This window comes from Dokdonella sp., from assembly GCF_036518555.1.
Taxonomy (GTDB): Bacteria; Pseudomonadota; Gammaproteobacteria; order Xanthomonadales; family Rhodanobacteraceae; genus Dokdonella_A.
The window spans coordinates 24959-50339 of sequence record NZ_DATDMY010000092.1 but is presented as its reverse complement, the minus strand read 5'-3'; the positions used below and the strand labels follow the sequence as shown (position 1 = coordinate 50339).

General features: G+C 70.2%; 18 protein-coding genes. 7 read left to right on the top strand and 11 right to left on the bottom strand.

Features of this window, described 5'->3' with window-relative positions; all coding sequences use genetic code 11:
* The first annotated feature begins 27 nt into the window (after window positions 1–27).
* The 6 genes from truA to VI238_RS05695 all read left to right on the top strand — a co-directional run bounded on the left by truA (window position 28) and on the right by VI238_RS05695 (window position 5243).
* Window positions 28–795 carry a tRNA pseudouridine(38-40) synthase TruA gene (gene truA, locus VI238_RS05720; protein WP_331649365.1) on the top strand — a complete coding sequence of 256 codons (768 nt, stop codon included), beginning with the start codon at window positions 28–30 and terminating at the stop codon, window positions 793–795.
* Window positions 792–1424: a phosphoribosylanthranilate isomerase gene (locus VI238_RS05715; RefSeq protein WP_331649363.1), complete on the top strand. Its 633-nt coding sequence runs from the start codon at window positions 792–794 to the stop codon at window positions 1422–1424. The genes truA and VI238_RS05715 overlap by 4 nt, the downstream gene beginning before the upstream one ends.
* A 7-nt stretch (window positions 1425–1431) precedes the next feature.
* Window positions 1432–2643 carry a tryptophan synthase subunit beta gene (trpB, locus tag VI238_RS05710; protein WP_331649361.1) on the top strand — a complete coding sequence of 404 codons (1212 nt, stop codon included), beginning with the start codon at window positions 1432–1434 and terminating at the stop codon, window positions 2641–2643.
* A complete protein-coding gene (trpA, locus tag VI238_RS05705; protein ID WP_331649359.1) occupies window positions 2640–3443 on the top strand; it encodes a tryptophan synthase subunit alpha in 804 nt (267 codons plus the stop codon). Before trpB ends, trpA begins: the two co-directional genes overlap by 4 nt.
* Window positions 3444–3582: 139 nt before the next feature.
* On the top strand, window positions 3583–4446 hold the full coding sequence (gene accD / locus VI238_RS05700) for an acetyl-CoA carboxylase, carboxyltransferase subunit beta (protein WP_331649357.1): 864 nt from the start codon (window positions 3583–3585) through the stop codon (window positions 4444–4446).
* Window positions 4443–5243 (top strand): SGNH/GDSL hydrolase family protein, encoded by an 801-nt coding sequence (locus VI238_RS05695; RefSeq protein ID WP_331649355.1) that lies wholly within the window; start codon window positions 4443–4445, stop codon window positions 5241–5243. The genes accD and VI238_RS05695 overlap by 4 nt, the downstream gene beginning before the upstream one ends.
* Before the next feature lie 189 nt (window positions 5244–5432).
* On the opposite strand, the gene rapA is transcribed toward VI238_RS05695, so the two are convergent.
* The 8 genes from rapA to VI238_RS05655 all read right to left on the bottom strand — a co-directional run bounded on the left by rapA (window position 5433) and on the right by VI238_RS05655 (window position 21055).
* A complete protein-coding gene (rapA, locus tag VI238_RS05690; RefSeq protein ID WP_331649353.1) occupies window positions 5433–8279 on the bottom strand; it encodes an RNA polymerase-associated protein RapA in 2847 nt (948 codons plus the stop codon).
* A gap of 222 nt (window positions 8280–8501) precedes the next feature.
* A complete protein-coding gene (locus tag VI238_RS05685) occupies window positions 8502–9764 on the bottom strand; it encodes a choice-of-anchor tandem repeat NxxGxxAF-containing protein (RefSeq protein ID WP_331649351.1) in 1263 nt (420 codons plus the stop codon).
* Window positions 9765–9960: 196 nt separating this feature from the next.
* Window positions 9961–12000: a M13 family metallopeptidase gene (locus VI238_RS05680; RefSeq protein WP_331649349.1), complete on the bottom strand. Its 2040-nt coding sequence runs from the start codon at window positions 11998–12000 to the stop codon at window positions 9961–9963.
* 53 nt (window positions 12001–12053) lie between these two features.
* Window positions 12054–14078 carry a M13 family metallopeptidase gene (locus tag VI238_RS05675; RefSeq protein ID WP_331649347.1) on the bottom strand — a complete coding sequence of 675 codons (2025 nt, stop codon included), beginning with the start codon at window positions 14076–14078 and terminating at the stop codon, window positions 12054–12056.
* Between the two features lie 341 nt (window positions 14079–14419).
* A complete protein-coding gene (locus VI238_RS05670) occupies window positions 14420–16225 on the bottom strand; it encodes a M14 family metallopeptidase (RefSeq protein WP_331649345.1) in 1806 nt (601 codons plus the stop codon).
* Window positions 16226–16285: 60 nt separating this feature from the next.
* Window positions 16286–18028, bottom strand: coding sequence for a hypothetical protein (locus VI238_RS05665; RefSeq protein ID WP_331649343.1), 1743 nt, complete (start codon window positions 18026–18028; stop codon window positions 16286–16288).
* Between the two features lie 119 nt (window positions 18029–18147).
* Window positions 18148–18801, bottom strand: a complete 654-nt coding sequence (locus VI238_RS05660; protein ID WP_331649341.1) for a DUF502 domain-containing protein — start codon at window positions 18799–18801, stop codon at window positions 18148–18150.
* A gap of 64 nt (window positions 18802–18865) precedes the next feature.
* A complete protein-coding gene (locus VI238_RS05655) occupies window positions 18866–21055 on the bottom strand; it encodes a bifunctional serine/threonine-protein kinase/formylglycine-generating enzyme family protein (protein ID WP_331649339.1) in 2190 nt (729 codons plus the stop codon).
* Window positions 21056–21228: 173 nt separating this feature from the next.
* On the opposite strand from VI238_RS05655, the gene VI238_RS05650 reads away from it, so the two are divergent.
* The gene (locus tag VI238_RS05650; protein ID WP_331649337.1) at window positions 21229–21813 is read left to right on the top strand and encodes an AAA family ATPase; all 585 of its coding nucleotides are present in this window, start codon (window positions 21229–21231) and stop codon (window positions 21811–21813) included.
* Between the two features lie 2 nt (window positions 21814–21815).
* On the opposite strand, the gene VI238_RS05645 is transcribed toward VI238_RS05650, so the two are convergent.
* The 3 genes from VI238_RS05645 to VI238_RS05635 form a co-directional block, all read right to left on the bottom strand.
* Window positions 21816–22964, bottom strand: a complete 1149-nt coding sequence (locus VI238_RS05645) for a TIGR03032 family protein (RefSeq protein WP_331649335.1) — start codon at window positions 22962–22964, stop codon at window positions 21816–21818.
* A gap of 59 nt (window positions 22965–23023) precedes the next feature.
* Window positions 23024–23581, bottom strand: coding sequence for a hypothetical protein (locus VI238_RS05640; protein WP_331649333.1), 558 nt, complete (start codon window positions 23579–23581; stop codon window positions 23024–23026).
* 98 nt (window positions 23582–23679) lie between these two features.
* Window positions 23680–25299, bottom strand: a complete 1620-nt coding sequence (locus tag VI238_RS05635; protein ID WP_331649331.1) for a choice-of-anchor Q domain-containing protein — start codon at window positions 25297–25299, stop codon at window positions 23680–23682.
* Between the last annotated feature and the right edge of the window lie 82 nt (window positions 25300–25381).

Sequence of the window (25381 nt, the reverse complement as noted above, 5' to 3'; positions counted from 1 at the left end):
CGATTCCCGATTCCCGATTCCCGAACCATGCGCCTTGCACTCGGCATCGAATACGACGGCACCGACTTCTGCGGCTGGCAGCGGCTGTCGCACGAGCGCAGCATCCAGGCGGAGGTCGAGGCGGCGCTCGCGTTCGTCGCTGCGCACCCGATCGACGTCACCTGCGCGGGTCGCACCGATGCGGGCGTGCACGCGCGTTGCCAGGTCGTCCATTTCGACAGCGACGCGACGCGCAGCGAGCGTGCCTGGGTGCTCGGCGCGAATTCGCGCCTTGCGCGCGACGTCGCGGTGCTGTGGGCGCGGCCGGTCGCCGGTGGCTTCCACGCGCGGTTCGGCGCCCGCGCGCGTCGCTATCGCTACACGATCCTCAATCGCCCCGTGCGCGCCGCGCTCGCCGCGCGCTTCGTGACCTGGGAGCGCGTTCCGCTCGACGTCGAAGCGATGCAGCGCGCGGCGCAGGCGCTCGTCGGCGAGCACGATTTCAGCGCGTTCCGCACCGTCGCATGCCAGGCGAACTCGCCGATGCGCAACGTGCACGCGATCGGCGTCGAGCGGAGCGGCGATGAGGTCGCGATCGAGATCCAGGCGAATGCGTTCCTGCACCACATGGTGCGCAACATCGTCGGCTCGCTGTTGCCGATCGGTCGCGGCGAGCGTGCGGAGGCGTGGCTCGGCGAGCTGCTGCGCGGGCGCGATCGCCGGGTCGCGGGCCCGACCGCGCCCGCGTCGGGGCTCACGTTCCTCGCGCCGCGCTACCCCGCCGAATGGAATCTCCCGCCCGAGGTGACCCTGTGAGCACGCGCATCAAGTTCTGTGGCATCACGCGTCCGCAGGATGCGCGCCTCGCGGTCGACCTCGGTGTCGACGCGATCGGCCTCGTCTTCACGCGGCGAAGCCAGCGCTTCCTCGGCATCACGCAGGCTCGCGAGATCCGCCGCCAGCTGCCACCGTTCACGGCCGCGGTCGCGCTGTTCATGGACGACGATCCCGGATGGATCGAGGAAGTGATCGCGGGCGTGCAACCGGACCTGTTGCAGTTCCACGGCGCCGAGCCGGGATCGTTCGCCGCGAGCTTCTCGCGCCCCTACATCAAGGCGGTGCCGATGGCGTCCGTCGACGACGCGATCGCCTACGTGAGCCTGCATCCCGCCGCGAACGGCTTCCTGCTCGACAGCCATGCGCTGGGCGCACTCGGCGGCAGCGGCGAGACGTTCGACTGGAGGCGCGCGCCCCGCCTCGGGCGGTCGACGATCCTCGCCGGCGGACTGACCGCGGACAATGTGGCGCAAGCGATCGCTCTCGTGAGACCCTATGCGGTCGACGTGTCGAGCGGCATCGAAACCGCACCCGGCATCAAGGACCCCGCGCGCATGCGCCGCTTCGTCGAAGCGGTACGCACGGCGGACGCGGGCATCGTGAAGTGAGACCCAGATGGAACACATCGACGACTATTCCGCCTACCCCGACGCGCGCGGCCGGTTCGGCGACTACGGCGGCTCGTACGTCGCCGAAACGCTGATCGCGCCGCTGGCCGATCTCGACGCGGCCTATCGGCGCCTGCGCGCCGACCCGGCCTTCATCGCCGAGTTCGAGCGCGACCTCAAGTACTACGTGGGCCGGCCTTCGCCGATCTATCACGCCGAGCGCCTGTCGCGGCAGGTCGGCGGGGCGCAGATCCTGCTCAAGCGAGAGGACCTCAACCACACGGGCGCGCACAAGATCAACAACACGATCGGCCAGGGGCTGGTCGCGCGCCACATGGGCAAGCGCCGCGTCATCGCCGAGACCGGCGCCGGCCAGCACGGCGTAGCCACCGCCACCGTGTGCGCGCGCCTCGGCCTCGACTGCGTCGTCTACATGGGCGCGACCGACATCGAGCGGCAGAAGATCAACGTCTATCGCATGAAGCTGCTCGGCGCGGAGGTCGTGCCGGTCACGTCGGGGTCGAAGACGCTCAAGGACGCACTCAACGAGGCGATGCGCGACTGGGTCTCGAACGTCGCCGACACGTTCTACATCATCGGCACGGTCGCCGGACCGCATCCGTATCCGCAGATGGTGCGCGACTTCAACGCCGTGGTCGGTCGCGAGGCGCGCGCGCAGATGCTCGAGCAGTACGGCCGCCTGCCCGACGTGATCACCGCCTGCGTCGGCGGCGGGTCGAACGCGATCGGCCTGTTCCATGCTTTCCTCAACGACCGCGACGTGCGCATCGTCGGCGCCGAAGCCGCGGGCGAAGGCATCGCGAGCGGGCATCACGCGGCGTCGCTCGCGGCGGGGCGGCCCGGCGTGCTGCACGGCAACCGCACGTACGTGCTCTGCGACGACGACGGCCAGATCACCGAGACGCACTCGGTCTCGGCCGGCCTCGACTACCCCGGCGTCGGCCCCGAGCACGCGTTCCTCAAGGACAGCGGCCGCGCCGATTACGTCGGCATCACCGACGACGAGGCGCTCGCCGCGTTCCACCAGCTCGCGCGCAGCGAAGGCATCCTCGCCGCGCTCGAGTCGAGCCACGCGGTCGCGCAAGCGATCAAGCTCGCGCGGGAACTTCCGCGCGACCGCCTCGTGCTCTGCAACCTCTCCGGGCGTGGCGACAAGGACGTGCATACGATCGCGGCGCGCGAAGGGCTTTCGTTGTGAGTCGTATCGAGCGGCGATTCGGCGACCTCGCCGCGCGCGGCCGTACGGGCCTCATCCCGTTCTTCACCGCGGGCGATCCTTCGCCCGATGCGGTCGTCCCGGTCATGCATGCGCTGGTCGAGGCGGGAGCCGACCTCATCGAACTCGGCGTGCCATTCTCCGATCCGATGGCGGATGGCCCGGTGATCCAGCATGCGAGCGAGCGTGCGCTCGCGAAAGGGATGGGGATAGCGCGCATCCTGGAGCGCGTGCGCGAATTCCGCGCGCGCGACGACGCGACGCCGGTCGTGCTCATGGGTTACCTCAATCCGGTCGAAATCCACGGCGTTGCGCGCTTCGGCGCGGAAGCCGTCGCGGCTGGGGTCGACGGCGTGCTGCTCGTGGACTGCCCGGTCGAGGAGTTCGCGGCGGCCGCTCCGCTGCGCGACGCCGGCCTGACCCAGGTCCTGCTGGCGGCGCCGACGACCACGGACGCGCGGCTTGCGCAGGTCTGCGCCGCTGCGCGCGGTTTCCTATACTACGTGTCCTTCGCGGGCATCACCGGCGCGGATCGCCTCAGCACGGGCGACGTGCGCGAGCGCGTCGCCGCGATCCGGCGCCAGGCGAGCACGCCCGTCGCGGTCGGCTTCGGCGTGCGCGATGCGGCGTCGGCCGCGGCGATCGGCGATTTCGCCGATGCGGTCGTGATCGGCAGCGCGCTGGTCGAACGGCTCGCCGGCGCGGCGGATGCGAATGAGGCGGCCGAACGCGCGCGCGCGTTCCTCGCCCCGATCCGCGCCGCCGTCGACGCAAAACAGTAGTCTTTAGCCTTATTTGAAGAGCCCGGCATGGATGCCGGTCTGATCTTCGTCGTCAGGGAGGACGATGACACGAAGCAATGGTCCGGCACGGATGCCGATCTGATCGTTTCCGTCAGGGAGGACGGCTGAGGAAAACCCGATGAACTGGTTGCAGAAGCTGGTCGGCCCGCGCGCGCGCGCTTCCACGACGGGAAAGGGCAAGGTGCCCGAGGGCCTGTGGGAGAAGTGCGACGGTTGCGGCGCCGTACTGTACAAGCCCGAGCTCGAGGCGTCGCTGATGGTGTGCCCCAAGTGCGGCCACCACCATGCGATCCGCGCGCGCGTGCGCCTCGCGGCGTTCTTCGACGCGGGCAGCACCCAGGAGCTCGATGCCGGCCTCGAGCCGGCCGATCCACTGAAGTTCCGCGATTCGAAGAAGTACAAGGACCGCATCGCCGCCGCGCAGAAGCAGACCGGCGAGAAGGATGCGCTCGTGTCGATGCGCGGCACGCTCAAGGGCAATCCGCTCGCGGCGTGCGCATTCGAGTTCTCGTACATGGGCGGCTCGATGGGTTCGGTCGTCGGCGAGAAGTTCACGCGGGCAGCCGAACTCGCGCTGGCCGAGCGCATGCCGCTCGTCTGCTTTTCCGCGACCGGCGGCGCGCGCATGCAGGAAGGCCTGTTCTCGCTCATGCAGATGGCGAAGACGTCTGCGGCGCTCGCGCGCATGCGCGACGCGGGCGTGCCGTTCATCTCGGTGCTCACGCATCCGACCACGGGCGGCGTTTCGGCGAGCCTCGGCATGCTCGGCGACGTCAACGTCGGCGAACCGAAGGCACTGATCGGGTTCGCCGGGCCGCGCGTGATCGAGCAGACCGTGCGCGAGACGTTGCCGGAGGGCTTCCAGCGTTCCGAATTCCTCCTCGACCATGGCGCGATCGACCTCATCGTCGACCGCCGCGAGATGCGCGACAAGCTCGCCGCGGTACTCGCCCTGCTCATGCGCCAGCCGAGGGCGGCGTGAACATGCGCGCGGCGCGGGGGCTGCGCGCGCTGCTGTGCGTGCTGCCCGCGGGCATGACGGTCGCCGCCGCGGCGGCGGAGTCGCCTGCGCCCCGGCGCGCGCTGTTCGTCGGCAACAGCCTCGTCTACTACAACGACCTGCCACGCTTGACCGCGACGCTCGCCGCGGCCGCGAACGCGCCGCTCGAGGTCGAGATGATCGCGGGTGCGGGTACGACGATGCGCGAGCACCTCGAACGCGGCACGCTGCGCAAGGAGTTCGCGCGCACGCACTACGACATCGTGGTGCTGCAGGACCGCGGCGGCTATCCGTCGTGCGCGCGCGACGATCACGATTGCGCGGGCTCGGTCGCGGCGATGTGCGAAGCGGCGACGCTCGCGCGCGAGGCCGGCGCGCGTCCGGTCTGGTTCGGCACCTGGCAAGGCATCGCCGAGGCGCAGGCCGCGCTGAGCAAGGTCGGCGCACGCGCGGCGAAGGACTGCGACGTCGCGTTCGCCGACGTCGGCGCGGCGATGCAGCGCTTCCTCGCGCGCAGCCGCATGCGCCCGTGGCTCGACGACGGCCATCCCGACGTGAGCGGTTCGTGGGTCGCCGCGGCCGTGCTCGCGCGCGCGATCACCAACGAGCGCGCGCACGTGCCCGAACCGATGCCGCAGACCTGCCGCGTGCGCTGGCAGGACGCGCATCCGGACGAGGGCAGCCTTGCGTCGGCGCAGCAGGAACCCGCGCGCGACTGTACGATGCCGTCGCCCGCGATCGTGCGCGGTGCGGTCGACGCCGCGAACCGATCGCGCTGAGCGCGCCGCCAGCGGTGGCGCCGTCGCCAGCGGTCACGACCTGAGGATGCGCGCGGTCGCGACGAGATTCGCGCCTTCGTGGATACGCCCGAACATGCGGTTCGGCGGATGGAAGCGCCGACCGCCCCCGAGCTGCCTCCTGCCTGACCGCCCGCGAGGTCGACGAACGAGAACGGCTGCGGTCGTGCGTCAGCGCGCCGCGATGTCCGCGCTGCAGACGAAGCGGATCGCGTCGAGCCGGGGCGCGGCGGTCGCGAGCGCGTGGCGCAGGTCGTCGAGCTCCTGCGCGATCGCGGCGATCTCGTCCTCGCGCACCGACGGATTGACCTTCGCGAGTGCGGCGAGGCGGGCGCGTTCCGCCTCGAGTTCGCGCTGCGCGGCGGCGAGCGCGTGGCCGACTTCGGTCGCGGCGAGGCGGCGTGCTTCGGTCTCGCACGCGCCGAGCATCGGCGGCACGAGCTTGGCGAGCAGCGGGCGATAGCGCGCCGCGTCGATCGGTTGCTCGCGTGCGCGGGCAAGGCTGATCGTGTTCGGCGCGTAGTCCGTGCGCGGGGTGAGGCGCGTGTCGACGACCGCGCGCAGCGGCAGCGGCGGCAGGAAGCGGCCGACGTCGAGCGCACGGTCGGCCACGCACTCGAGCGCGAACACGCATTCGAGCAGCGCCGTCCGCGGCGGCAACGCGGCATCCATGAGGATGGCGGCATTGCCGTGTTCGCTCTCGAGCAGCAGGTCGAGCGCACCGACGACGAGCGGGTGGTCGAGCCGCAGCAGCGGCAGCTCCTCGCGCGCGAGCGCGGTCGCACGGTCGAACGTGACCTGCTGCGGACCGTCCTTGAGGCCGGGGAAACCGTCGGTACTGAGGTACTCGGGGTCGAGCACGACCGTGCGCGGACCGGTTTCCTCCGCGTCGATGCCGAACTGCTCGAACAGCGCGAGGATGAACTCGTCGGCGCCGCCATCGGCGTCCTGCTCGCGCAGCGCGTCGGCGAGCGGCAGATCGCGTGCCTGGCGCTCGGTCGCGAGTTCGAGCAGGCGGTCGCGACCGGCCTGTACGAGTTCGGACAGTTCGCGGTGGGTCGCCGCGGTTTCGCCGACGAGCGCGTCGATCTCGACGTCGGGGTCCTCGCCGCCGAGCGCGTGCCGCTCCGCTTCGGCGAGCAGGCGCGCGCGATAGCGGCGCAGGATCTCGCGCCCGTCGGAGGGGCTGCTGCGCAGTGCGTCGAGGCCTTCGTGGTACCAGCGCAGCAGCGCGTGCTGCGCGGTGCCGTGGAAGGCCGCCGCGTGGATCTCGATATCGTGGCGCTGTCCGATGCGGTCGAGACGACCGATGCGCTGTTCGAGCAGGTCCGGGTCGAGCGGAAGATCCCACAGCACGAGGTGGTGGGCGAACTGGAAGTTGCGCCCTTCCGAGCCGATCTCCGAACAGAGCAGCACGCGCGCGCCGTCGCTTTCGGCGAAGTACGCCGCGTTGCGGTCGCGCTGCAGGATGCTCATGCCCTCGTGGAAGCGCGCGACCTTCGCGCTGCTGCGCGTGCGCAGCGCATCCTCGAGTGCGAGCACTTTCGCCTGCGTGCGGCAGATCAGCAGCAGCTTCTCCGGCGCGAGGCGCTCGACCAGCGCGACCAGCCACGGCAGGCGTGGATCGTTCGCATAGTCGATCTCGCCCGCGGGCGGATGCGCCTGCGCATCGGCGTGAAACTCCGCGAGCAGGCGCTGGCGCGCGCCGTCGTCGAGTTCGGTGCCGTCGAGCACGTCGAGGCGCGCGACGCGCTTCGGGAAGCCTCCGATCTGCGCGCGACGATTGCGGAACATCACGCGGCCGGTGCCGTGGCGGTCGATCAGCGCGTCGAGCAGCAGCGACGCGTTCGCGGCGCGGTCCTCGTCGTAACGGGCGAGCAGTGCTTCGAGATCCTCGTCGCCTGCGAAACGCGTGGCGAGCCCGGCGCGCACGTCGGCGTCGAGTGGCGCCGAGTCGAGCAGGCGCGTCGCGACCGCGGACAGGCCCGCGTAGCCTTCGGATTCGGCGCTGAAACTCTCGAGGTCGGTGTAACGCGCCGGATCGAGCAGGCGCAGGCGCGCGAAGTGGCCGCTGCGACCGAGCTGCTGCGGCGTCGCGGTGAGCAGGACGAGCCCCGGCGCACGCGCGGCGAGGCGCTCGACCAGCGCGTAGGCCGGGCTCGCCGCTTCGGGCGACCATTCCAGGTGATGCGCCTCGTCGACGACGACGAGGTCCCAGTCGGCGTCGACGACCTGCGTCGCGCGCTTGGGCGTGCCCGCGAGCCAGTCGACGTCGGCGATCACGCACTGCTCGTCGTCGAACGGATTGCGCGCGCCGTCGGCGACCTCGATCGCTTCGCAGCGCTCCTCGTCGTACAGCGCGAAGGGCAGGTTGAAGCGACGCAGCAACTCGACGAACCACTGCGCGGTGAGGCTCGGTGGCGCGAGCACGAGCACGCGCGCGACGCGCCCGCTCGCGAGCAGCCGCGCGAGCACCATGCCCGCCTCGATCGTCTTGCCGAGGCCGACTTCGTCGGCGAGCAGCGCACGCGGCGGACGGCGTTGCGCGACGATCGCGGCAACGCGCAGCTGGTGCGCGATGAGGTCGACGCGCGCGCTCGCGAGGCCCCAGGCGGGCGACCGCATGGCCGCCGCGCGGCGGCGCAGCGCGGCGAGCCGGAAATCGAAGCGATCGGGCGCGTCGACGCGCGCCGACAGCAGTCGCTCGTCGGCTCGCGACAGCGGCTGTGCATCGTCGAGATCGGATTCGGCGAGCACACGCGTGCCGTTGTGGTAGGTGAGCAGTCCGCTCTCCTCGCTCACCCTCTCGACGACGAAGCTCTGCTTCTGTCCGCTGACCTTTTGGCCGATGCGGAATTCCGCCCGCGCGAGCGGCGCCGCCTGCTTGGCGTAGTGGCGCAGCACGCCCGCGGTCGCGAACAGCACCTGCACGGTGCGGCCGTCGAGGCGCACGACCGTGCCCAGGCCGAGTTCGGGTTCGGCATTGGAGATCCAGCGTTGACCGGGAACGAAGGCCATGGAGAGCGCGGCAAGAGGGGAACGTGATTATCGCGGCCGCAGCGCGCGAAGCATAGTCTTGCGGCGCCCGCGACCGCCGTGCCGTGGCGCGGTGCGTCATGCGCGCGAACCCGCATGACGCACCCCTCGGCGCGAGGCCTGCGGCATCGCAGCAGGGAGTGGGGCCCGCGACGCTACCCTACGTCGCCCGCGCTCCGACACGCTCGGCCCGGCGCGGGCCGGTCATCGACCCGGCGCGGCATCGAAGCCGTCGGCGAAGACGAGGTCGTCGACCGTCGGCGTCGCATATGCGACGAATACGCCGCTGCCCCATTCGACCTGATCGTTGCCATTCGGATGCACGCCCGCGACGAACGCGATGTCGCCGTGCGCGTTGATCGCGGGGCGGCCGGAGAATACCGGCGAGCTGTCGTGCTGGCCGAGCTGGGCGGTACCGAGGTCGGTTTCGACGACATCGCCGTTGCCGACCACGCGCAGCAGCGTGTCGCCGTCGCCGAGGTAGATCGCCTGGCCCCGTGCGTCGCGCGCGCGGAACGCGACCCAGCCGGAGCCGTTGATCGCGGGAGGGAACGAGTCCAGTTCGAGGATCGTGCCGGCCGGGTCGACCTCGGCGATCTCGGTCGTCGTGATGCCGTCGCTTCGCACCACGACGCGCCGGTTGTCGGCGGCACGCGTCGCGACGACCGCGACCGTGCCGTCGTCGGCGAGCGCGAGGCTGTTGTCGAACTTCGAGTACGGCGATGCGCCGTCGGTGGCCTGGTTCGCGAGCAGGCGCCGCGAACTGCCGTCGCTCGCGAACGCGCGGATCTCGACCGCGCTGAACTGGTCGGCCGAGGTCGCGACTTTCGCCGCGATCGCGCCCGCCGCATTGAACGCCGGCGTGTAGAGGTAGGTGTACGGGCTTCCCGGGGATACCGCGGCGTCGCCGACGTAGATCGTCGTCGTGCCGCCGAGGCGTGCGGCGTAGGCCCGTCCGCTCGAGAAGCTCGCCTGGAAGCCGATGTCTCCGTTCGCATTCACGCACGGCGACTGGTAGGAATTCGGGATCACCGGCAACGTGTTCACCGGCGCGGCGCTGCCGGCCGATGCATCGTAGCGATAGAGGTTGTTGCCGACGCCACTGTCGGAGATCGTGAATGCGATGTCGCCGGCGTCGTTGACGCACGCGTCGTTGTCGATGAGCGCGTCGATGTCGCCGAGATGGACGAGTCCGCCTGCGCCGTGCGCGCCGAACCAGACGCCGGGGCGAGACAGGCCCGGATCGCCCGCGTCGGGAACGACCTGCACGCGGAACGCGACCTGCGCGTTCGCGTTGATCGACGCGCTGATGCTGTTGAACGAGGAGCCCGGCGGCAGGTTCCAGCCCTCGTCGTTGACGAGCAGGTTGCTGCGCGCCTGCAGTTCTACGGAATCATAGGTGGGCAGGGCGGCGTGCAGGCACGGCGCGGCGAACAGCGTCGCGATCGCGAGTTGGAGCGACTTCATCGTGGATGACCCCCAGGTCGATGCGCCGGTGCGTGGCGCGTTCCCGACCATAGCGGATCGAAGACGAAGAATCCGTTAGGAGAAAAACCGGGTCAGCTGGACTTTCGCCCCGGAGCGCTTCCGGCAACGTTGCGCGATGCCGCGAAGGTCCAACTGACCCCGGCTTTCCCGGGAGGCCTCGACGAGCCGCAACCCCTTACCAGATCTTCACCTGGGTGTCCGTACCGCGCACCATCGCGTCGCCGGCCTTGCACGAGTACGCCTGCGCGAACGCGGGCATGTTCGACGGCGCGCCGATCGCGCGGTACCGGGCCGGCGCGTGCGGATCGGCGTTGAGCAGGACCGCCTGGCGCTCGGGCCGGATGCTGCCGCGCCACACGCGCGCGAAGTTGAGGAAGAAGCGCTGGTCCGGCGTGTAGCCGTCGATCTTCTTCGACGCCTCGGCCGGGTCCTGCTTGAGCGCCATCTGCAGGGCGTCGTACGCGACGTTGAGGCCGCCGAGATCGGCGATATTCTCGCCGAGCGTGAGCTGGCCGTTGACGTGCTTGCCCGGCAGCGGTTCGTATGCGTTGAACTGCGCCACGAGCTTGGCGGTACGAGCATCGAATTTCTCGCGATCCTCCTTCGTCCACCAGTTCGTGTTGTTGCCCTGCGCGTCGAACTGGCTCCCCTCGTCGTCGTAGCCGTGGGTCGCCTCGTGGCCGATCACCGCGCCGATGCCGCCGTAGTTGATCGCGTCGTCGGCACTGGCATCGAAGAACGGCGGCTGCAGGATCGCGGCCGGGAAGTTGATCGTGTTGTCGGTCGGGTTGTAGTACGCGTTGACCGTCTGCGGCGTCATGCCCCATTCGAGCCGGTCGGTCGGCTTGCCGGCCTTGGCGATCTCGTAGTCGTAGTTGAACTTGCTCGCTGCGAGCACGTTCGCGTAGTAGTCGTCGGGCTTCACGTCCAGGCCGGACCAGTCGCGCCACTTGTCGGGGTAGCCGATCTTCGGCAGGAAGGTCGACCACTTTTCGATCGCCTTCTGCTTGGTCGCCTCGCTCATCCAGTCGAGCTTCTCGATGCGCGCCTTCAGCGCCGCGCTCACGTTGTTGACGAGCTCGAGCGCGCGCTTCTTCGACTCCGGCGGAAACGTCTTTTCGACGTACAGCTGGCCGAGCGCCATGCCCATCGACTCGTTCACGGTCGACAGCACGCGCTTCCAGCGCGGTTCCTGCTCCTTCTGGCCATTCAGCTTCTTGTTGTAGAACGCGAAGTTCTCCTCGGCGAACGGCTTGGACAGGTACGGCGAGGCCGAGTCGATCGCATGGAAACGCAGGTAAGTGCGCCACTGATCGGCGGGCACGTCGACGATCATCCTGTCGACTTCGGCGAAGAACGCCGGCTGCGACAGCGAGAAGCCTTCCTTGATGTCGGCGTGCTGCGCGGCGAAGAACTTCGTCCACGAGAAGTTGGGACTCGCCTTGTCGGCATCGCCGAGCGTGACGAAGTGGTACTGGTTCTCCGGCTTGCGCAGCTCGACCGGCACGAGCGACGCCTTGGCGAGGCGCGTCTCGAACGCGAGCACCTGCTCGGCCGACTTCTTCGCGACGTCCGCCTTGTCGCCGGCGAGCTCGAGCACCTTCGCGATGTGGGCCTGGTAGGCGCTGCGCAGCTCGGCGTAGTCGGGCTTGGTGTAGTACTCCGACGTCGGCAGGCCGATGCCACCCTGCGCCACGTAGGCGATCTGGATCTTCGAATTCTTGAAGTCCGGGGCCGTGTAGATCTGGAACAGGCCATTCTGGCCGCGCGACGATGCATCGTCGATGTAGGCGGCGATGTCGCCCGGCGTCTTCAGCGCCTCGATCTTCGCGATCTCGGGCTTGACCGGAGCGAGGCCGGCCTTCTCGATCGCGCCCTCGCCCATGCCGGAGCGGTAGAGCCAGCCGATCTTCTGCTGGATCGAACCGGCGTCGGCCTTGTTCGCGCCGAGCGCGGCGGCTTCGACGATGCCGCGCTGCGTCTGCAGGCTGTGCTCACGCAGCTGGTCGAAGGCGCCCCAGCGCGTGCGGTCGGCCGGGATCGGATTCGCGGCGATCCACTTCGCGTTGACGAAGCCGTTGAAGTCCGCGCACGGCGCGATCTTCGGGTCGAGTTCGTTGACGTCGAACGCGGGGGCGGTCGACGCCGCGACCGCAGCGGTCGACAGTGCGGCGAAGATCGCCGCCGCGAGGGTCCTGCTCAGCAGTTTGCGCATGGTTGGTTTCTCCAAGGACGTTTCGTCGCCGCGACGGGGATCGCGGCATGCATTCACCAGATGTCGACGCGACGCGCGGCGTCGCGCACCATCGGATCGCCGCTCTTGCACGCGAAAGCATGCGCGAAGGCAGCCATGTTGCTCACCGGCCCGTTGGTACGGTACTTGGCCGGTGCGTGTTCGTTCGATTGCACCTGCAGGCGCAGCGCTTCGGGCCGCTGCTGCGTGCGCCACGCCTGCGCGAACGCGAGGAAGAACCGCTGCGCGCCGATCAGGCCGTCGCGCGTCGCATTCGACTTGCCGTCGTCGGTGAGCTTCCACGCATCCCATGCGACTTCGAGGCCGCCGAGGTCCGCGATGTTCTCGCCGAGCGTGAGTTCGCCATTGACGTGCAGGTCGTCGATCGGAACGTAGCCGGCGAACTGCTCGACGAGCTTCGCGGTGCGGGCGACGAATCGCGCACGATCCCCGCTCGTCCACCAGTCGCGCAGGTTGCCTTGCGCGTCGAAGCGGCTGCCCTGGTCGTCGAAGCCGTGCAGCATTTCGTGGCCGATCACCGAACCGATGCCGCCGTAGTTCACCGCGTCGTCCATCTGCGCGTCGAAGTAGGGCGGCAGCAGTTGCGCCGCGGGGAACACGATCTCGTTCTGCTGCGGGTCGTAGTACGCATTGACCGTCTGCGGCAGCATGCCCCACTCGCTTCGGTCGACCGGCCGGTCGATCTTCGCGGCGAGGCGCTTCGCCTCGAATGCGGCAGCCGCGCGCACGTTCGCGAAATAGGCACCGCGGCGGATCTCGAGCGCGGAGTAGTCGCGCCACGCATCGGGATAGCCGACCTTCGACACGAGCGTGTCGAGCTTCGCGTACGCAGCCTGCCTGGTCTGCTCGCTCATCCAGGCGAGCCCGGCGAGGCGCGCGCGCAGCGCGATGGAGAGGTTCTTCACGAGCGCCTGCGCACGCTGCTTTGCCTCGGGCGGGAACACCCTGGCGACGTAGGCTTCGCCGACGGCGAAGCCGAGCGCGTCATTGGTGGCGTCGATCGCGCGCTTCCAGCGCGGCTTGAGTTCCTGCGTGCCGCGCAGCGTGCGGCCGTGGAAATCGAAGTCGGCGTCGACGAACGCCTTGCTCAGCGACGGCGCCGCGAAATCGACGAGGTGCCAGCGCAGGTACGCCTGCCAATGCGACAGCGGCGTCTTCGCGAGGGCGCCGTCCATCGCCGCGAAGAACTTCGGATGCGGTAGCGAGAAGCGCGTGACGTCGGGACGGCCGATCTCCCTGTGGAAGGCCGTCCAGGAAAAGTGCGGCGTCCGTGCGTCGGCCTGCGCGAGCGTCGCCATGCGGTAGTAGCTCTGCGGGTCGCGCATCGCGACGCGATCGAGCGAGGCGCGCGCGAGGGTCGTTTCGAGATCGACGACCCAGCCCGCTTCCTTCGGCGCATCGGGGACGCCGATCAGCGCGAGCATGCGCGCGACGTGCTCGCGGTACTTGCCGAGCAGCGCCTTCGACTTCGCGTCGGTGCGCGTGTAGTAGTCGCGATCGGGCAGGCCGAGGCCGCCCTGGATCGCGTAGCCGATCATGCGGTTCGCATCCTTCATGTCGGCCTGCGGACCGAACTCGAACAGGACCGGAATGCCTTGCGCGTGCCAGCTGCGCACGAGCGCGGCCACGTCGGCGGCGTTCTTCAGGGCCGCGATGCGCTCGAGGTCGGAGTCGATCGGCGCATGGCCGGCCGCTTCCGCCGCGGCCTCGTCGATCGCCGAAGCGTAGAAGTCGCCGATCTTCTGCGTCGTGCTGCCGGCCGCGCCCGGATGCGCGGCCGCATCGTCGAGCACGCCACGCAGCAGGGTCAGGTTTCGCTCCCGCAACTCGTCGTCGAGGCTCCAGCGGCTGTACTCGGCGGGGATCGGATTCGACGCGAGCCAGCCGCCGTTCGCGTGCTGGAAGAAGTCGCTGCATGCGCCCGTCGCGGGGTCGACGTTGCGCGCGTCGAGGCCGCGTTCGTTCGTGTGGGCTTGCGCGCCGGCAACCAGGCCCAGCGACAGGGCGGCGGCCAGCACGCGGGTCCTGCATGCAGGCATGCGTCGCTCCGGTACGGGGGTGGACAAAGAGGCTAGGGCGCTCCGGCGGAATGGCCCAGTGTCGAAGGTCACTGCGGTGCGCGCCGCGGACTTTACAATGCTTTGCGTGCGCCAGGCCAAGTCCGCCTCCTGCCTCGGCATCGCCCGGCGCAACCGTGTGCAGGAGGCCGGCCTGAATGGTGCGCCCGGCTGCTGCGGGTTCCGCCAGGCGGGCGGCCGCGGCGGTCACCTGGCCACGGCCGACGCCGTGAACGGGAGAATGGTGTCGACGCACCCGCGTCCGCCGATGCCCGCCTGTTTCGAGCTCCGCGGCTCCTCCTTCGCATTTCAGCCTGCGACGTTCATCGCCCGGTGGCACGCGCGAGGGCGAGCGCGGCGGCGTCGAGGCGGACGACCGGGTAGAGGCCGATGCGCTGCGCCGCGTACCACGGCGAGCGTTCGTAGAAGAACGCGAGCCGCGCTTCGGGTGACTTCGCGAACGCGGGATCGGCGAGGCGTTCGTCGAATGCCCTCTGCAGGGCCGGGTCCTGCGCGAGCATCTCGCGCGCGAGGCGCTCGGCCACGCGCGCGTCGGGGTATTCCTTCTGCTCGAACACGGCATCGAGCAGGCCCCACGCGAGCAGCGAATCGGAGGCGCGCGGTTCGAGCAGGTTGACCGCGACGTTCGCGGCCGGCTGGTCGAGCGGCACGAGCACGGCGCCGGCGGCGAAATCGGCCTCGGCGCGTTCGCTCGCGAGCGTGAAGTCCTTCAGCATGTGGCGCCCTTCAAACGGCGCACTCGACCACTGCGGGGCGCCGAGACGATAGCGTTCGACGGCTAGGCGCTGCAGCGGCGCCTTCGTACGTTCGGTGCGCACGCGGTGCTCGCCCAGCTTGGCGATCACGGCGGTCCAGCCGGCCGGCACGAGGTAGGCGGCCGGCACCGACACGGTCTGCGTCGCGACCAGGTCGCGGTAGTACGGGATCGTGTACGTCTTCGGCGTCTTCGGATCGTAGCGGACCCAGCTGTCGCCCGAGATCGCGCTCGGTTCGTGCCGGAACGCGTAGCCCTCGAGCGTGAATGGCACCGACTGCTTGCTGGTCTCGAAGGCGACCGCAAGCTTCGCGTCGGCATGGCCCGCGCGCGCGACCGTGTCGGCGTCGGCCCGCGCGATCGCCCCGCGCAGCGCGGCGCCGCCGCGCTTCATGTAGTCGAGCGTCGCGGCGACGAAGTCGTAGGTCGCGCGCACGCGCGTCGCGTACGGCTTGAGCATGTGCGTTTCGACCAGCAGCGCGGCGCGATTGCGCAGCGCGACGTAGCCGGTCGAGAAGCGCGGGCCCGAGCCGAAGTTGCCGATGCCCTTGGTGATGTCGCGGTGGTCGACGAGATCGAGGTACGGCGAGGAACGGTGTCCCTTGCGCTCGAACGCGGGCAGGATCGCGCGCTCGAACGCCTCGTGCTGCCAACGCTGCACGGCCGGATGCAGCGGCCCCCACTGTTCGGTGTACCAGGTGAGGTCGTACCGGTAGTCGGCGCCGTCGGTCGTGTGGATGTCGAGGAACAGGTCGGGCAGCCACGCGTCGTACATCGCGAGCCAGTCGCGCATCTCGGGCGCGTCGGCCTTCATGTAGTCGCGATTGAGGTTGAGGCCCTGCGCGGTCGCGCGAAAGCCCATCTCGGCCGGGCCGAGCTGGTTGATGCGGTTGTACGGGCCGGAGTTCTCGTGGCCGTCGACGTTGAAGATCGGCAGCCAGACGAGGATCGCGTCGTCGAGCAGGTGCGGCTGCTTCGCCGCGACGCTGACGTCGCGCAGGAGCATGAGTGCGGCGTCCTTGCCTTCGATTTCCCCGGCGTGGATGCCCGACTGCACCATCACGATCGCCTTGCCCGACGCGTGCGCGGCCTGCGGCGTGAACTCGCCGTCCTTCGCGGCGACCACGAGCATGAGGTCGCGGCCCTCGGGCGAAACGCCGAAGCGCGTCAGGCGGAGCGTCCGCGGCGACGCGGCCGCGAGCCGCTCGAGATACGCGTGTGTCTGCGCGTACGACGGCGTCGTGCGGAACGCCGCGGCTTCCGCGGGCGTGGTCCAGTCGATGTCGACGGCGGCGGCCGACGCGCCGACCGAGCCGAGCAGGAGGGCGAACAGCGCGCGGCAGGCGGCGACCATGCGGAATCCCGCGTCGGAAGATGATCCTCCCGATGGTAGCGGATCGCCGCCGGCGCGGACTCAATCGAAGCCGCCGAAGAAGATGCGCGGCCGCAGCCTCACGGCGACCGACCGGCGCACGCCCGCGACGTCGACGATCGCCGCGCCGAGCGCATTGCAAGCGCCGGTCGCCTGCAGGTCGGCCCACGCGTAGCTGTCGAAGTCCGCGAGCCCGGGCTGCGCTCGCCATTCGACGCCGTCGTGGAACAGAGTCGGGTTGCCGAGTGCGAGCAGGCCCGAAGCGATGCGCGCCATCGGCCCGCCGCCGCCCGCCTGCGTCGCCGTCGTCCATTGCGTGCCGTCCCAGTGCACGACGAGCGGGCCGTAGCCGGTGCCGCCGGTGAACCAGCTGCCGGCTGCGTAGACGTCGTCATTCGCGAGTGCGAGCACGGCGTTGAACTCGACCTGCTGGCCCGGCATCGGCACGGCTCCGGCAAGTTCCCACGTCGAGCCGTCGCCGCGCAGGATGTAGGGACTCGTCGACATGTCGCCGTCGCTGCCCGCGCCGACCGCCCAGAGATCGCCGGGCGAGCCGTCGATCGCGGCGAGCGACCAGCCGGGCGTGCCGGGCAGCGGGAATGGCGTGGCGACCTGCTCGAGCGACACGCCGTTCCAGTGCAACGCGAGCGCCGGCCATTGTCCGCCCGAGACCCACGAGCCGACGAACCAGACGTCGTCGGTGGCGAGCGCCTTGATCGCGGCGACCTCGGCGCCCGCTCCCGCGTGCGTGGGCGGTGCGGCTACTTCGGTCCAGGCCTCGCCATCCCAGTGCGCGAGGAACAGCTGGCCGCCGAAGTAGAAGTCGTCCGATCGTCCGTCCTTCCATCCGGCGGCCCAGACGTCGTCGGAGGCGACGCCGTCGATCGCGTTGAACCAGACCTTCGCGCAGCCGGGATTCGGCGAGCAGACCTCGGGGCTCGGCGTCGGCACGATGCGCCATGCGGGGTCGGCCGCGGTGCGATGGTAGGCGAGCGAGAACGTCTGCAGCGCGCTGATCGTGCCGGTGTCGTACCCGCCGACGAGCCATTCCTCGCCATTCCCGAAGCTCTGCACGGCATGCACGCTGACCGCCGTCGCGCCGTCGGGGAGGGGCAGCGGCTCCACGTTCCATTCGCCGCAGCCCGCGACGAGCGTCGGCGCGGGCGGACCCGGCGGTGTGCCGTACAACGCGAACGCGAAGTCGAAGTGGCTCGGTCCGAGCGCGTCGCTGTGGGGCGCCCATGCGCCGCCGGCGGCGTTGTCGCGCAGATAGGCCGGGCTTCCGCGTGGCGCCGTGTGGTGCGAGGACCAGATCGGCCAGTACGCCGGCGCGGCGTATTCGAGTTGCACCGAGATGAAGTAGCCGCCGTCGGCGACGAACGGCTGCGGGAACGTGACGTCGACGGTTTCCTCGTGCCCGGTCTGGTTGAGGTCGTGCAGGAAGCGCGGATCGTCGGCATCGAGGCGGAAGCCGTAGAGTTCCGCTCCGGGCGAGCCGTCCGCCTGTCGGGCGTAGACGCGCACGCGCACGCCGGTCGAGAACGCGCCCGCGCAGTTGAAGCAGTCGTGCCCATACGCGACCACGCGCCGCACGAGGCCGGTCGCCTCGAAATCGTCCGCGACCTCCTGGTCGAACGCCGCGCCCGGACCGGTCACGACGATGCTGTCGCGCGTCGTCGACCAGGTATCGATCTCGTTGTACCAGAGGCGTTCGTCCGCGTGCGCCGCCGATGCGGCGAGGACGATGACGAGCAGGGCGACGAAGCGCGACGCAAGCGTGTTCATGGCGTACTCCCGAAGACGGCCGCAGGATCGGTGCGCGCACACGTCGCGTTCAAGCGCGGCGTGGGGGAAACCACCCAAGGCACGACGCGGCACGGCTGCGCCGGCGGTGCGGGCGAGGCTCAGTCCGTTCGCGCCGGACCTCGCCCGCGCAGGTCGAACGGCAGCGGGTCGGGGCCCGCGGCGCCCGCGGAGAGGATGAACGCCATCGCCTGGTCGACGCTCCAGTCGGTCGCGACGAGGCGGTCGAGCGGGACGATCTCGAGGTATCCGCCGGTCGGATTCGGCGTCGTGGGCACGTACACCGACGCGAGCTCGGTGCCGCTCGCGTCGCGGAACACGCGCGTGACGAACCCGATCGACTTCAGCTCCGGCGAGGGGAAGTCGATCAGCACGACGCGCTGCGTCCCGCTCGGCTTGTTCTGCAGCATCGTCATGAGCTTCTTCGCGCCGCCGTAGATGCTGTGCGCGACCGGGATGCGCTCGATCACCCTTTCGAACGCGCCGAGCAGGCGCTGGCCGAATACGCGGTTCGCCGCGAAGCCCATCGCGTACAGCGTGGCCAGGGTCACGATGAACGCGAGCAGCGACATCAGCCAGCCCTCGTGCAGGCGGCCGAGCGTCTCCGGGAATGCCTCGAACAGCGCCGCCACCCAAGGCAGGTTGATCTGCGACAGCAGCGAGAAGATCGACTTGAAGACCGTCCACGTCAGCCAGATCGGAATGAACGTGAGCAGGCCGGTGAGCAGGTAGCGCTGGACGTAGAGCGGTCGCATGGTGGCAGCGGGATCGGAGTCGGAGGGAAGCGTAGCGGATCGGACGCGATCCGCGCCGCGCGCGTCACGGCTTGTCGGCGGCGGGCAGTTCGCGCACGAGGCGGATGCCGACGTTGGCGTAGCCGATGTCGGCCGGGGCGCTGTCGATGCGGTCGAGGTTGGATTCCTCGTCGTCGTCGCGCCACGACAGGCCGCGGAAACGGTGCTCGCCGCAGGCCTCGCCACCGCGGCCGCGGTTCGCGCAGACGTCGACCCACTCGCTGACGTTGCCCGCGAGGTCGTGCAGGCCCGGCGCACTGGTGCCGAAGCGGCCGACCGGTGCGGTGTGCTCGAAGCCGTCGTCGCAGCCGCGTCGCGCCTCGATGTTGGCGCTGCGGCACGCCTTGCCGCTGCCGGCCGCACGCGCCGCCGCGAGCCATTCGTTCGAACTCGGCAGGCGGTAGCGGGCGCCGGTCCGCTCCGAGATCCAGCGCGCATACGCATTCGCGTCCGCCCAGCTCACGCACACGACCGGATGGTCGTCGCCCTGCTCGAAACCGGGGCGGCGCCAGTCGATGCCGCGCGACGCGACGAGCGCGATGAGGTTCTGCGACGCGCGGCAGCGGGCCGCAGGCCTGCCGGTCGCCTTCGCGAAGGCCGCGTACGCGCCGCGCGTGACCTCGTTGACCGACATCGCGATCGACGGTTCCGAACCGCGCGCGCCGGGCAGCACGACCATCTCGGGACCGCCGTCGTCGTGGATCGTCGCACCCTCGCGCAGGCGCGCCGTCGCCTGTTGCAACGCCGCCTCGAGTGCCTTCGCCTGCGGCGCGTCGATGCGCGCGAGCGCGGGCAGCAGCGGCTCGAGGGCGCGCAGCGCGCTCGGGTCGAGCGCATCGCGCGTACGCGCGCGGCGCTGCTCGACCGCTTCATGCACGGACTTCGCGAATGCCGCGCCCGGCTCGTTGGCGACGGTGCCCGCACGTGCGGCGAGGTCGGCGGCCTGGTTCAACGCGGCGCTCGCCTCGGCCGCATGGTCGTCGCCGATCGCCTTCGCTGCCTGCGTGGCGAGTCGATCGAAGATGCGCGCGATGCCGCGACGCGCGTCCTCCTGCTGCGGTTCGGTCGCGAGCACGGCGAGGTATTCGTCCGCCGCGCTCGCCCCGTTCGGCATGACCAGGCGATTGACCGACATGAAGTCGTCGGCCTGTTGCAGGTGCCGTGCGCGCGCGCTCGCGACCGCATCGCCGGCGTCGGTCGCCGCGGGCGTCGAGGCTGCCGTCGCCGCGTGCCCGGCTTCGGGCGAGGCGCGTCGCTCGACGTGCGGCAACCGCGCGAATAGCGCGAGCAGCACCACCGCCAGCAGGCCGGCGAGCGCGAGCGCGCGTTGCCGGCGCGGAATCGCGCCGATCCGCCCGGCCAGCGCCTTCCAGTAGCGAGCGAGGTTGCCGGCCGAGACGGTGCGCATGCGGCGGCTGACGGTGTCGAGCGCGGCGAGCATCTCCTCGGCGCTCTGGAAGCGGTCGTCGGGGTGCTTGGCGAGCGCCTTGTCGATGAGCGGTTGCCAGACTCGGCGCGTGGCCGGCAGGCGTGGCACCGGCTTCTCGATGTGGGCGAGCGCGACCGCGAGCGCGTCGGCGCCCTGGAACGGCATCTCGCCCGTGAGCAGTTCGTAGCAGACGACGCCGAGGCTGTAGAAGTCCGAGCGGCCGTCGATCGGCTGGCCGCGCGCCTGTTCCGGGCTCATGTAACCCGACGAGCCGATCGTGGCGCCCTCGCGCGTGACGCGCTGCTGCTTGGAACCGGTCAGCGCGATGCCGAAGTCGGCCAGCATCGGCCGGTCGAGCTTGTCGAACAGGACGTTCTCGGGCTTGACGTCGCGATGCACGATGCCGTGGTCGTGCGCGCAGGCGAGCGCTTCCACGAGCGCGCGCATGACCGCGAGGATGCGCTCGGGGTCGTCGCGCACGTTGCGCGTGGACAGGTCGCCGTTCGACAGGTATGGCATCGTGTAGTAGATCTGCCCGGTCGAGGTGCGACCGACGTCGTGGATCTGCACGATGTGCGGATGGTCGAGGCGCGCGATCGTGCGCGCCTCGTTCTCGAAGCGGCGCACGAGGTCGTCGCCGGAATGGTCGCTCGCGAGGACCTTGATCGCGACGAGGCGCGACAGCGACTCCTGGCTCGCGAGGTAGACGGTCGCCATGCCGCCCACGCCGAGCCGGCCGATCAGCCGATAGCCCGGGATGGTGAACGGTTGTTTCAGGTAGGTCATGGCAATCGCAGGGCGTCAGGGCCACAATTCTATCGAACCGGCGACAGCACGGTGCATCGCGCCGCCGGGAAACGCGGCGGACGGCACATTATCGAGTGCGCGGGCGCCCGATGGCCGCATCGGCCGGAGCGCCGCCGTACCGCCCGGGCCGACCGCACTGGACCAGGACCGACGTGCCCGAAACCCGACGCCCGCCCGCTGCCGACACGAGCGCCGCGCCGGGCGCGCCGCTCGTCGTCGCCCTGGTCGGACTGCCAGGGGCGGGCAAGAGCACCGTCGCGCGCGCGCTCGTCGCCGACCTCGGCCTGCGCCGCGTCTGTCGCGACGAGGTCCGCGCGGCGATGTTTCCGCAGTGCGACTACAGCTTCATCGAGAAGCGCGCGGCATACCGCGGCGTTCTGCTCGCCGTCGAGATCAACGCCCTGCTCGGCCGGTCGAGCGTGATCGACGGCATGACGTTCTCGCGTCGCGAAGACTACGCGCGGTTGCGCGAGCTCGCCGACCCGCAGCGGTTCGCGGTCATGGCGTTGCATCTGGACTGCGCGCCCGCGCTCGCGCGCCGGCGCGTCGCCGACGATGCGCTGCGGCGCGCCCACCCCGCGCGCGATCGCACGCCGGAACTCGTCGATGCGGTCGCCGCGCGATTCGACGATCCCCCTGCCGACGCCGTGCGCATCGACGCGTCTTTGCCGCTCGTTGACGTGTGCCGCCGCGCGGTCGATGCGGTTCGCGCGCGACTGCGCGACGGCGCGGCCTGAGCTCAACCGACGGGCGCCGCCTGGCCGACCGGCGCGGCCGGCGCGGGCGAGAAGGCGACCTCGCGCAATGCCTCGTCCGGCAGCGCGTACGCGCTCGCGAGCAGGTCGCCCTCGTGGATGATTTCCGGGAACAGGATTCCCTGCAGCGCCTGCACCGCGAAGATCTCCTGCACGCCGCCGGTGAACTTGAGCAGGGCGACGGTCTTGCCGGTGCCGATGTGCACCGCCCATACGCCGCTCTGGCGATCCTTGTTGTCGTCGGTGATCTCGATGTCGGTGAACGCGTTCGTCTCGCGCAGCTGCGACAGGCCGACGAACGCGATCGGACCGAGGAAATCGAGGCCGCGCGCGAAGCCGGGCACGGCCGCGAAATCCGTCTTCTCGCCCGTCTTCGGGTCGATCGTGACGAGCTTGCCACGGCCCGACTCGAGCACCCACAGGCGGTTGTCGTACCAGCGTGGCGAGTGCGGCATCGACAATCCGCGCGTGATGACCTTGTTGCTCGCCATGTCGAACAACACGCCGCCGTCGCGCTTGTTGACGCGCCAGCCCTGCGGTTCGTTCGTCTCGCCGAGCGCGGTGAGGTAGCGCGGCCGGCCGTCGCGCATCGCGAGGCCGTTGAGGTGGCAGCGGTCTTCCGGCGCGTAGTGCGTGACGCAGCTCGGGCGCCAGCGCGGCACGAAGCTCGATTTCATGTCGAGGGTGCACAGGCACGAGAACAGCGTGTTCACGAACCAGAGGTCGCCGTGCTTGTCCCAGGCCATTTCGTGGATGTCGATCGCGCCGGTGATGTGCACGCGCCGCGCCATGTACACCGCGTCGTGCCGCGGCGGGTCCTGCAGGCGCTTGGCGACCGCGGGCATGTTGCGGAACTCGGCGACCTCGAGCGCAGTGCCGAGCGCGAGGCGCTGGTTGTCCGCGGCCATGCCCATCGGCCGCACGAAGTTGCGGAAGTGCGTGTTGATGCTCGCGCCGTCGGGGCGCAGGATCACGAGTTTGCCGGCCTGGTAGGTGCTGACGACGAGGCATCCGCCGAGCTGTCGCAGCAGGTCGGGGAAGTTCGTCGTGTGCACGCTGCCGAGAACTTCGGCGACGGTCTTCTCGGGCGCGGCGTCGACGGCGGGCGCCGCGGGGGTGTCGTAATTCGTCATGGCGGGTCGGCGGATACGGGGTTCCATCGTGCCACACGGAGCGCGTGCTCCGTGCGCGTTCACGCCCGAGCGGGCGCATCCTTGAGGCGGGCGCCCTTGAAGTAGAGCGCGCGCAGGTCGAGGCCGCGGTCGCTGCGGCCGATGTAGACGAAGCGCGGATTGAACCAGGTCGCCATGCGTCCGCGTTCGCGGAAGCGGTCGTTCTCGAGCTCGAGCAGCACGCCGATGCACGGGTAATCGTGCGCACGCGCGTGTTCCTCGAGCAGCACGCATGAGCGCTTGAGCAGCGACATCACGAGTGCGCTCGCACGCCAGCGCGCGCCCACGAACGTGCGCCAGTAGTACATCGGCTGGCCGAGCCGCGGTGGCGTCATCGGCATCGCGGTGCAGACGCCGGCGACCTCGCCGGAGCGCGTGAGCGCGTGCATGACGACCTGCTTCACGCGCTGGTCCATCGCCGCTTCGTCGTTGAGCGCGCCCTCGGCGCGCCAGAATGCCTTGATCTCCACGGCAGCGCCGGCGTCCACGCCCGGCCAGTCGACGACGAACGTGAAACCGCGGTCGACCGCGGCGGTCGGCTCGGCAACATCGTTGGAGGCTTCGTGGGTCATGCTCACGTCGATGGCGTCCTGCGCAGGGGGAGTCCGGATGATGGCGTAGCGAAGCGTGGATTGCAGCCGCCCCGCGGAGCGGGGCGGCCGCCGGTCCCTTCGCGTCAGTCGAAGCCGTTCGCGAAGATCGAATCGGGCAGGTCGAACTCGACCGCCCCGATGTCGGCCGCGGGCCCGAGCACGCGCGGGTGTCCGCTGCCGCGTTGGTCCACGGTCGCGCCCGATGCGTTGTTGCCGACGTCGATGACGGGGCTGCCGTAGTTCGGCATCAGCGTCGAGGTCGGCCCGCCGTTGTTCGCGAGGGCGCGAAGCATCGGGTCGGTGAGCAGGATCGTGCCGCCCGGGGTCACCATCGACGAGGGGAAGTACACCAGGTTGTTCGCGCCGGTGAGCGTTCCGCCGCCGCCGATATCGTCCGCGAGCGGGCCGCTTCCGAAGTCCGTGTAGTTGCTCGCGATGATCGTGTTCTGCAGATCGATCGAGTTCGCGTTGGGCATGCGTACGCCCGCGCCGTACTTGGTCGTCCCGCCGCTGTGGGTCGTATTGAAGGCGATCGTGGTGTCCTTGAACAGCGAGTTGCGGCTCCAGATGGCGACGCCCGCGCCGCCGGTCGTGCACGCCGCGCTGTTGTTGGCGACGGTGCTGCTGTAGAGCGATGCGGGCTGGGTGACGTTGGCGCTGTTGACGAAGTACAGGCCGCCGGCGCGGCAGCTCTGGTTGCCCGAGATCGTCGAACGGCCCACGGCTGCATCGCCGGTGAAGTAGGCACCGCCGCCGAGGAACGAAGCGCTGTTGCCGGTGATGCTGCTGTACTTGACGCCGGCCGAGCCGCCCGGGGTTCCGCCGGACCCTTCGGGTCGCACCGAGCCCACCTGCACGCCGCCGCCGGTGCCGAAGACGCCGCCGGCGGTATTGCCCGACACCGTGCTCCGCAGCATGAACAGCTGCCCGGGCGTGTAGACGCCGCCGCCGCGGGCCTGGAACGCCGACGAATGCGCGCTGCTCGCGGTGACGAGGCTGTATCCCATCACGATCGAATTGGTCGCATACACGGCGCCGCCGTGCACCGGGCTGTCGACGTCGTTCGAGCCGGCGTCGCAGTACTTCGCCCACGTGTTGTTCATCGCGAGCGAGCCGGCGGAGAACAGGCACGCGCCGCCCGCGTTGCCGAGGTCGCCGTCGTTGAGGTACTTCTTGCCGTGGCTGACGATCATGTCGTTCACGGTCAGCGTGCCCGTGCCGAGGTGCCAGAACACGCGATACGCGTCGTTACCGCTCACTTCCAGCGACAGGATGCCCGGGCCCTGCAGCGTCAGGTTGTTCACGCCGATGCTGATGGCGCCGCTCGTCAGCGTGATCGTGCTGCAAGCGAGGCTGGTCATGTCGATGGTGTCGCCATCGTTGGCGCTGTTGACCGCATCGCGCAGGCTGCCCGCGCCCGAGTCGTTGCAGTTCGTGACCGGGATGTTCGTCGCCGGCACCGGCGGCGGCGTGCGCACCGCCGCATTGACCGCATTCATGATCATGTCGCGTTCCGCCGCCGACAGCGTCGGCAGCACCGCGGTCGCGCTGTGGGACGCGGGCGTCGGCACGGGTGGTGGTACGTTCGCGTCGGCGCAGGTCGGAACGAGTGCACCCGTTCCCAGCGCGAGTGCCGTCGCGAGGCAACTCGCGAGTGCGTTGAGTCGTGGCGCGTCGGCCACGTGTGTTCTGGCACGTTTCATGGTGGTCTCCCTTTGGTGAACGACCTTGTTCTGCCCTCCGCTAGGGCTCGCGCGAGCATCCCCCGGGTATGCGGGTCGCGCG

Bases quoted from the DNA above. Each gene is read 5' to 3' on its own strand.
- truA (WP_331649365.1), top strand. From the start codon at position 28: ATGCGCCTTGCACTCGGCATCGAATACGACGGCACCGACTTCTGCGGC.
- trpB (WP_331649361.1), top strand. From the start codon at position 1,432: ATGGAACACATCGACGACTATTCCGCCTACCCCGACGCGCGCGGCCGG.
- accD (WP_331649357.1), top strand. From the start codon at position 3,583: ATGAACTGGTTGCAGAAGCTGGTCGGCCCGCGCGCGCGCGCTTCCACG.
- rapA (WP_331649353.1), bottom strand. From the start codon at position 8,279: ATGGCCTTCGTTCCCGGTCAACGCTGGATCTCCAATGCCGAACCCGAA.
- VI238_RS05685 (WP_331649351.1), bottom strand. From the start codon at position 9,764: ATGAAGTCGCTCCAACTCGCGATCGCGACGCTGTTCGCCGCGCCGTGC.
- VI238_RS05680 (WP_331649349.1), bottom strand. From the start codon at position 12,000: ATGCGCAAACTGCTGAGCAGGACCCTCGCGGCGGCGATCTTCGCCGCA.
- VI238_RS05675 (WP_331649347.1), bottom strand. From the start codon at position 14,078: ATGCCTGCATGCAGGACCCGCGTGCTGGCCGCCGCCCTGTCGCTGGGC.
- VI238_RS05670 (WP_331649345.1), bottom strand. From the start codon at position 16,225: ATGGTCGCCGCCTGCCGCGCGCTGTTCGCCCTCCTGCTCGGCTCGGTC.
- VI238_RS05665 (WP_331649343.1), bottom strand. From the start codon at position 18,028: ATGAACACGCTTGCGTCGCGCTTCGTCGCCCTGCTCGTCATCGTCCTC.
- VI238_RS05660 (WP_331649341.1), bottom strand. From the start codon at position 18,801: ATGCGACCGCTCTACGTCCAGCGCTACCTGCTCACCGGCCTGCTCACG.
- VI238_RS05655 (WP_331649339.1), bottom strand. From the start codon at position 21,055: ATGACCTACCTGAAACAACCGTTCACCATCCCGGGCTATCGGCTGATC.
- VI238_RS05645 (WP_331649335.1), bottom strand. From the start codon at position 22,964: ATGACGAATTACGACACCCCCGCGGCGCCCGCCGTCGACGCCGCGCCC.
- VI238_RS05635 (WP_331649331.1), bottom strand. From the start codon at position 25,299: ATGAAACGTGCCAGAACACACGTGGCCGACGCGCCACGACTCAACGCA.